We start from the raw sequence: 6,865 nt of genomic DNA, 5'->3' as shown, positions 1-6,865 counted from the left end.
CTCTTTGCCTTGCTGCGGCTGCCGCTGGCCGCCTTGCTGCTGGCCCCCGCCTGCGGCGGCGGGGTGCGGGCCGTGGGCCAGGGGCTGGCGGAGAGCCGGGAGCGGGCCTATCTGCACCAGGTGCTGAGCCGGCGCGTTTCCCCCACCCTGCTGCGCGACATCCTGCGCAGCCCGGGGCCGGTGTGGAACCAGGCGGTGGGCAGCCGGGCCCGCTGCGCCGTGCTGTTCAGCGACCTGGTGGGGTTCACGCCCCTCAGTGCCGTGCTGGAACCGGCCGAGTTGTTCGCCCTGCTCAACCGCTACTTCGAGGCCATGGCCGGTGCGGTGCTGGAGCAGGAGGGCCTGCTCGACAAGTTCATCGGTGATGCGGTGATGGCCGAGTTCGGGGTGCCCCGCAGCCGTGGGGATGCCCAGGAGGCCAGGGCCGCGGTGCGGGCCGCCCTGGCGATGCAGGAGCGGCTGGAGTCCCTCAACGCCGAACTGGTCGCGGCGGGCACACCGCCGCTGCAGCACGGGATCGGCTTGCACTTCGGGGAGGTGATCGCCGGCAACCTGGGCTCCTCCCAACGCCTGGAGTTCACGGTGGTGGGGGCCAGCGTCAACGTGACCAGCCGCCTGGAGGGACTGACGCGACTGTTTCCCGAGCACCCGATCCTGATCAGCGGCGATCTGCTGGCGCTGCTGCCGGGGGAGCTGGACGTGCTGCCGCTGGGCAGCCACACCCTCAAGGGCTGGCCCGTGCCCCTGGAGGTGTATGCGCTCCAGGGGCTGCAGGGAACGACCGGTCCCAGCGAAAGGGCGCCAGCAGGGGACTACCCGCCGCAACCGCCCCGGACCCGTGGGCGGCCGCGGTGATCGCCGCCGCGATCCGCTCCGCGGTGATGGCCGCCAGCAGCACGCCGTTGCGGTGGTGGCCCGTGGCCAGCCAGAGCCCCTCGATCGGTCCGGGGCCTAGCAGTGGCGCGTCGTCGGGGGTGCCGGGCCGGAAGCCCCACCAGCGCTCCATCGGCGGCCACAGGGCCGCCTCCGGCAGCAGGGCGGCGATGCCGGCCTGCAACTGCTTCTGGCCCTCGGGGGTGAGGCCGTCGTCGAAGCCCGCCTGGGGTTCGCTGGTGGCGCCCACCACCAGCAGGCCGTCCTGCCGCGGCACCAGGTAGATCCCCGGGCCGAACAGCACCCGCTCCAGGCTGGCCCTCGGTCCCTGCAGCGACAGCATCTGCCCCTTCACCGGGTGCACCGGCAGCTCGGGCAGCAGCCGGCCGCTCCAGGCGCCGCAGGCGAGCACGGCCGTGGTGGCGGCGATGGTGTGCTCGCCCCCTTCGGCCCGGCGCAGTCGCACCCCCCGCAGGCGCCCGCCGTCGCCGGTGAGCAGCTCCAGCACCTCGGTGCCCTCCTCGAAGCGCACCCCCCGGGCCACGCAGGCCCGCTCCAGGGCGCGCATCAGGCGGCGGCGGTTGTCGATCTGGCCGTCCTGGGCAAACAGCAGGCCGTGCCGCCAGGCGGGCCCGATGCCGGGCACTTCCCGCTCCAGGCCGGCGCGGTCGAGGGGCTCGCCGAAGGGGGCGGTCGGGTAGGCGTCGCGCTCGGGGGCTGTGGCGAAGGGCACCACGATCCCGCAGGGCCGCAGGCCGCAGGGCAGGCCGCTGTCGGCCTCGATGCGGGCCACCCAGGCCGGCACCCGCTCCAGGCTCGCCTGGCCCAGGGCCAGCATCGACCCTCCCAGACCCTCGGCGTGGGGGGCCAGCATGCCGGCGGCCACGAAGCCGGCCGCCTCGCTGCGGCGGCGGCTGAGCACGGTGGCGGAGCGGCCGAGACGGGCCAGCTGGTGGGCGATGGCCAGACCCATCAGGCCCCCACCCAGGATCAGCACGGGTTCGGCGTCGGCAGGGGGGCCAGCCAGGGGGCGCATCTCCAGCTCGGAAGGCACCCATTCAAGCGGCCGCCTGCCGCTGCCTAGGATCGCCACCAGTGCCTCCGGCCGAGCGCGGGGGGCCGACAGCGCCGGCAGGACTCGCGACCATGGCTGAAGGGAACAGGGCGGAAGGCAAGGGCGAAGCTGCCTGGGAGGCCGTCATCGGCCTGGAGACCCATGTGCAGCTGGGCACCGCCAGCAAGATCTTCACCGCCGCCTCCACCAGCTTCGGCGACGATCCCAACACCCACATCGACCCGGTGGTGTGCGGTCTGCCGGGCACCCTGCCGGTGCTCAACCAGAAGGTGCTGGAGTACGCGGTCAAGGCGTCGTTGGCGCTCAATCTGCAGGTGGCCGAGCACAGCAAGTTCGACCGCAAGCAGTACTTCTATCCCGACCTGCCCAAGAACTACCAGATCTCCCAGTACGACCAGCCGATCGCCGAGGACGGCTGGATCGAGGTGGAGGTGGCCGAGAAGGGCAAAGACACCTACCTCAAAAAGGTGGGCATCGAGCGCCTGCACATGGAGGAGGACGCCGGCAAGCTCGTCCACGCCGGCAGCGACCGCCTGGCCGGCTCCACCCATTCGCTGGTCGACTACAACCGGGCCGGCGTGGCCCTGGCCGAGATCGTCTCCAAGCCGGACCTGCGCACCGGCCGCGAAGCGGCCGAGTACGCCTCGGAGATCCGCCGCATCATGCGGTACCTGGGCGTCAGCGACGGCAACATGCAGGAGGGTTCCCTGCGCTGCGACGTCAACATCTCGGTGCGCCGCGGGCCGGACGCCCCCTTCGGCGTGAAGGTGGAGATCAAGAACATGAACTCCTTCTCCGCCATTCAGAAGGCGATTGATTTCGAGATCGCCCGCCAGATCAAGGCCTATGAATCCGGTGAGCCGGTGGTGCAGGAAACGCGCCTCTGGGATGAGGGCAAGCAGCTCACCAAGAGCATGCGCAGCAAGGAAGGGGCCAGCGACTACCGCTACTTCCCTGACCCGGATCTTGGGCCGATCGAAGTGAGCGCACAACAGCGTGCGGACTGGCTGGCGGAGCTTCCCGAACTGCCGGCGGCCAAGCGCCACCGTTACGCCGATGCCCTCGGCCTCTCCATCTACGACGCCCGCGTCCTCACCGATGAGCGTCCCATGGCGGAGTACTTCGAGGCGGCGGTGGCCGCCGGCGGCGACCCCAAGGCCGTGGCCAACTGGGTCACCGGTGATATCGCCGCCCATGTGAACGCCAACCGGCTGTCGATCGCCGAGCTGCCCCTGCGGCCCGAGCAGCTGGCCGAGATGGTGCAGCTGATCGAGGCGGGCAGCATCAGCGGCAAGATCGCCAAGGACCTGTTGCCGGAACTGCTCGAGACAGGAGGATCGGCCAGGGAGATCGTCGAATCCCGCGGCCTGGGCATGATCAGCGACCCAGCGGCGATCGCCGCCATCGTGGCGGAGCTGCTGGCGGCCCACCCGGAGGAGGTGGAGGCTTTCCGCGGGGGGAAGAACAAGCTGCAGGGCTTCTTCGTGGGGCAGCTGATGAAGCGCACCGGCGGCCGCGCCGACCCCAAGTTGGCCAACCGGATCCTCAGCGAGCAGCTCAAGGGCTGATCGGTGACGCCTCCTCGATCAGGTCCAGGTGGTGATTGGCGGTTGAATCAATAGATCGGCAACGGTGCTGATGATGGCCGGCGCGTCGAAGTAATCGCCGTGGTCGATGGCGCGATTGGTCAGCCGGGTGGCGTTGTACCCCGTCATGTTGGGCGGTGCCAGCGAAGGAAGGGGATTGAGACCGAGGCTGCTTTCCCAGCGTTTGCTGAGCTCGGGGCCCGTGAGCCGCTGCTTCAGCTTCTCGATCGGTTCGCGCAGGGCTTCCTTCTCCAGCACCGAAGCCTGAAGGGCGCTGTCATGGCGAGAGTAGAAGAGATGGGTGTGCCCTACCAGGTGCTTAAGCCCTCCGTAGAAGGGCCCGATGTAGTGAAGTCGCTCGGAATGGACCTGCACATTCGGACACTGGGTGACTTCCCGCCGCTCCACATCGGGGGCCAGCATGATGTACTGATCCACAAAGGATTCGCCGCCGTTTTGCTCTCTGCGCGACAGGCGGCCCGTCAGTCGACGGCCGGCGTCGTCGCCACTGAAGGCCTGCTTCGGCCAGCTCTCCTCGTTGAGCAGGCTGGCCAGCATGTGGCAGGTGAGGTAGTTGCCCATGCTGTGGGCGATGATCGCGATGCTGGCGTTGGGATTCACTGTCCGGATCGTGGCGATCGTGTTGGCCAGTGCCGCGGAGGACTGGACCGCTTCCCTGCGATCCGACTGATAGGCCAGCACGCTGCCATCGGACGGCCAGGAGAAACCGATGAAGGCGATGTGATCCCTGCTCTCGTCGATAGCGTCCGGACCCATCAGCAGTGAATGACCCTGCCGGGCCAGTTGCTGCTGCAACAGCTCGGCCAGCAGGGAAAAGGAGGTGATGGCACCGTGCAGTGGCACATTGAAGCCGTGAATGCCAATCACCACCGAACGGATGCATGGTTTGGCGAGGAAGTTCTTGAGTCTTTCTCGTTCTTCGTCGGCGACCACCGCCTCGATCGGAAGGCTGGAGGGATTGGTGCTGCCCAGGTACTGGGCCATGCAGACATCGGTGTCGAGCCAGTGGTAACCGCTGCGCTGCAGCTTGATGCGCTGATCATCATCAAAAGCCCGACCGAGTTTTTCGCGATCGCGATTGGTGGCGAAGTAACGAATGGTGCGCGACATTCCTGCTCTTCTGGCGAGTTGTCATTGTCATGTGGGCCCCCGTTCGCGCCTTGGTGTTGTGGGATCTCTGCAACAATCTTTACCTCGAGAGCCTGCTCTCTGGCTCATGTCCTGATGGATTGGCGTTGACGTGATCCACCTGAGCGACACGCCTTCACGTCCAGGCGAATGGCACCCCTTGTCCAGGCGCCGAGGATGAAGCCGTCAGCTCGCTCTGAGAGGACGGGACCGGAGCAGGTGGGTCAGCTGCAAGGGCAGATCGCTGCTGGGCTGGGAGTTATCGATCACGACCTGGGCCAGGGCCCGTTTGCGTGCCATTGGCCACTGGGAGTGCATCCGGGCGGTGGCCTCCTCAGCGGCGAGTCCATCGCGAGCCATCAGGCGTCGGAGCTGTTCAGTCTCGTCGCAATCCACCAGCCACACCTCGCTGCAGAGGCTCTCCAGCCCCGCCTCAAACAGCAGCGGGATCATCAGGACCACGGTGGGAAGCTCCTGAAGCCGTTCCAACTCGGCAGCAAAGCAGGCCCGCACCAGGGGGTGCACCAACCCTTCCAGCCAGGCCCGCTCGGCCGCATCGGCGAACACGATCCTTCCCAGGGCGGCCCGGTCCAGGGCCGGGCAAGCGTCAGCGGCCGGAGGGGCAGCCTCACAGCGCGCCCGTACCTGCTCGCCGTAGCGCGCCAGCACCGCCACCGCTCCGGGGCTTCCTGGCGCGAGGGCCTCGCGGGCGAAGCGGTCGGCATCCAGCACCGGCAGCCCGAAGCGTTGCTCCAGCAGAGCGGCCACCGTGCTCTTGCCGGTGGCGATCCCTCCGGTCAGTCCGATGCGGCGCTGGGGCTGGCTCAGGGGGGTGGATCCGCTGGCTGCACTCTGGGGCCTGGCGCCCGCTGATCGACGCCGCGACTGCGGATCCTTGGAGTCCGGCGCCCCTTCAGGATGAGTCCAGCGTGAATTGGCCCCATGGTGAGCGTCCCTGGCCCCTGGCATCCGATCCCCGGTGGCGTCACGGCCCCGGAAGGATTTCTGGCGTCGGGCCTCACCGCGGGCCTGAAACCCTCCGGCAAGCCCGATCTGTGCCTGTTGCTGGCGCCGGTGGGGGCGGTCTGCGCCGGCAGCTTCACCACCAACCGGGTGCGGGCGGCCTGCGTCGACCTCTGCGCCGAACGGCTGGCCGCCACGGGCGGCAGGGCCAGGGCTGTCCTCACCAACTCCGGCCAGGCGAACGCCTGCACCGGCGAGCGGGGCCGCAGCGACAGTCTGCGGGCCACCGCCGCCCTGGCGGAGCGGCTGGGTCTGCCCGAGGAGCAGGTGCTGATCTGTTCCACCGGGGTGATCGGCGTGCCCATCCCGATGCCGCCGCTGCTGGCCGCCATGGAACCGCTGATGGCGGGGCTGTCTGATGAGGGTGGCGCTGCAGCGGCCACGGCGATCCTCACCACCGATCTGATCGACAAACAGATCGCCCTGGAGGCCAGTCTCGGCAGCCGCACCGTGCGCATCGGCGGCATGGCCAAGGGGTCGGGAATGATCCACCCGGCCATGGCCACGATGCTGGGCTACCTCACCTGTGATGCCGGCGTGCCGGCGGGGGTGTGGCAGGCGATGGTGCAGCGGGCGGTGGATCGTTCCTTCAACGCGATCACGGTGGACGGCGACACCAGCACCAACGACACGTACCTGGCGTTTGCCGCCGGCGAGCCCTTAAGCCCCGAGCACTTCGAGGCGCTGGAGGCCGGCCTGACGGCGGTGTCGCAGCACCTGGCCCGGGCGATCGCCCGTGATGGCGAGGGCGCCACCTGCCTGATCGAGGTGCGGGTGGAGGGCGCCGTCGACGAAGCCGGCGCCCGCGCCATCGCCCGCACCGTGTGTGGCTCCTCCTTGGTGAAGACGGCCATCCATGGCCGCGATCCCAACTGGGGACGCATCCTGGCCGCCGCCGGCCGGGCCGGGGTGGCGTTCGATCCTCAGGCCGTCGCCCTCTGGCTGGGGGAGCACCAGCTGATGGCGGCCGGCCAGCCCCTTGACTTCGACCGGCCGGCGGCCTCGGCCTACATGCAGGCACGGGCCGCAGGCGCGTACCTCAGCGACGACACGATCGCGATCCGACTGCGGGTCGGGGACGGCCCCGGCAGCGGCAGCGCCTGGGGTTGCGACCTCTCCGATCAGTACGTGCGCATCAACGCCGACTACACCACCTGAG

The 6,865-nt window shown here is 69.2% G+C and carries 5 protein-coding genes and 1 pseudogene; 3 read left to right on the top strand and 3 right to left on the bottom strand.

What is annotated here, in order from left to right:
- Positions 1–63 precede the first annotated feature (63 nt).
- Positions 64–702 (top strand): annotated as a pseudogene (locus tag VB739_RS10610) (adenylate/guanylate cyclase domain-containing protein); the annotation flags it as partial.
- Positions 703–724: 22 nt separating this feature from the next.
- Here the strand turns inward: VB739_RS10610 and VB739_RS10605 are convergent.
- Complete coding sequence (locus VB739_RS10605; protein ID WP_323357032.1) at positions 725–1,909, bottom strand: FAD-dependent oxidoreductase; 1,185 nt, start codon at positions 1,907–1,909, stop codon at positions 725–727.
- A 110-nt stretch (positions 1,910–2,019) separates the two neighbouring features.
- Between VB739_RS10605 and gatB the strand changes: the two genes are divergently transcribed.
- A complete protein-coding gene (gene gatB, locus VB739_RS10600; RefSeq protein ID WP_323357030.1) occupies positions 2,020–3,516 on the top strand; it encodes an Asp-tRNA(Asn)/Glu-tRNA(Gln) amidotransferase subunit GatB in 1,497 nt (498 codons plus the stop codon).
- Positions 3,517–3,534: 18 nt separating this feature from the next.
- On the opposite strand, the gene VB739_RS10595 is transcribed toward gatB, so the two are convergent.
- Both VB739_RS10595 and coaE read right to left on the bottom strand, forming a co-directional pair.
- Positions 3,535–4,665, bottom strand: a complete 1,131-nt coding sequence (locus VB739_RS10595; protein ID WP_323357029.1) for an alpha/beta hydrolase — start codon at positions 4,663–4,665, stop codon at positions 3,535–3,537.
- A gap of 204 nt (positions 4,666–4,869) precedes the next feature.
- Positions 4,870–5,652 carry a dephospho-CoA kinase gene (coaE, locus tag VB739_RS10590; protein ID WP_323357028.1) on the bottom strand — a complete coding sequence of 261 codons (783 nt, stop codon included), beginning with the start codon at positions 5,650–5,652 and terminating at the stop codon, positions 4,870–4,872.
- Between coaE and argJ the strand changes: the two genes are divergently transcribed.
- On the top strand, positions 5,626–6,864 hold the full coding sequence (gene argJ / locus VB739_RS10585) for a bifunctional glutamate N-acetyltransferase/amino-acid acetyltransferase ArgJ (protein ID WP_323357027.1): 1,239 nt from the start codon (positions 5,626–5,628) through the stop codon (positions 6,862–6,864). The two genes, coaE and argJ, sit on opposite strands and share 27 nt — an antisense overlap.
- The last annotated feature ends 1 nt before the right edge of the window (position 6,865 follow it).

The sequence above is a fragment of the Cyanobium gracile UHCC 0281 genome (genome assembly GCF_034931305.1).
Classification (GTDB): domain Bacteria; phylum Cyanobacteriota; class Cyanobacteriia; order PCC-6307; family Cyanobiaceae; genus Cyanobium; species Cyanobium gracile_A.
Note: the sequence above shows the minus strand (reverse complement) of the source record. Positions and strands in the feature narration are given on the sequence as shown.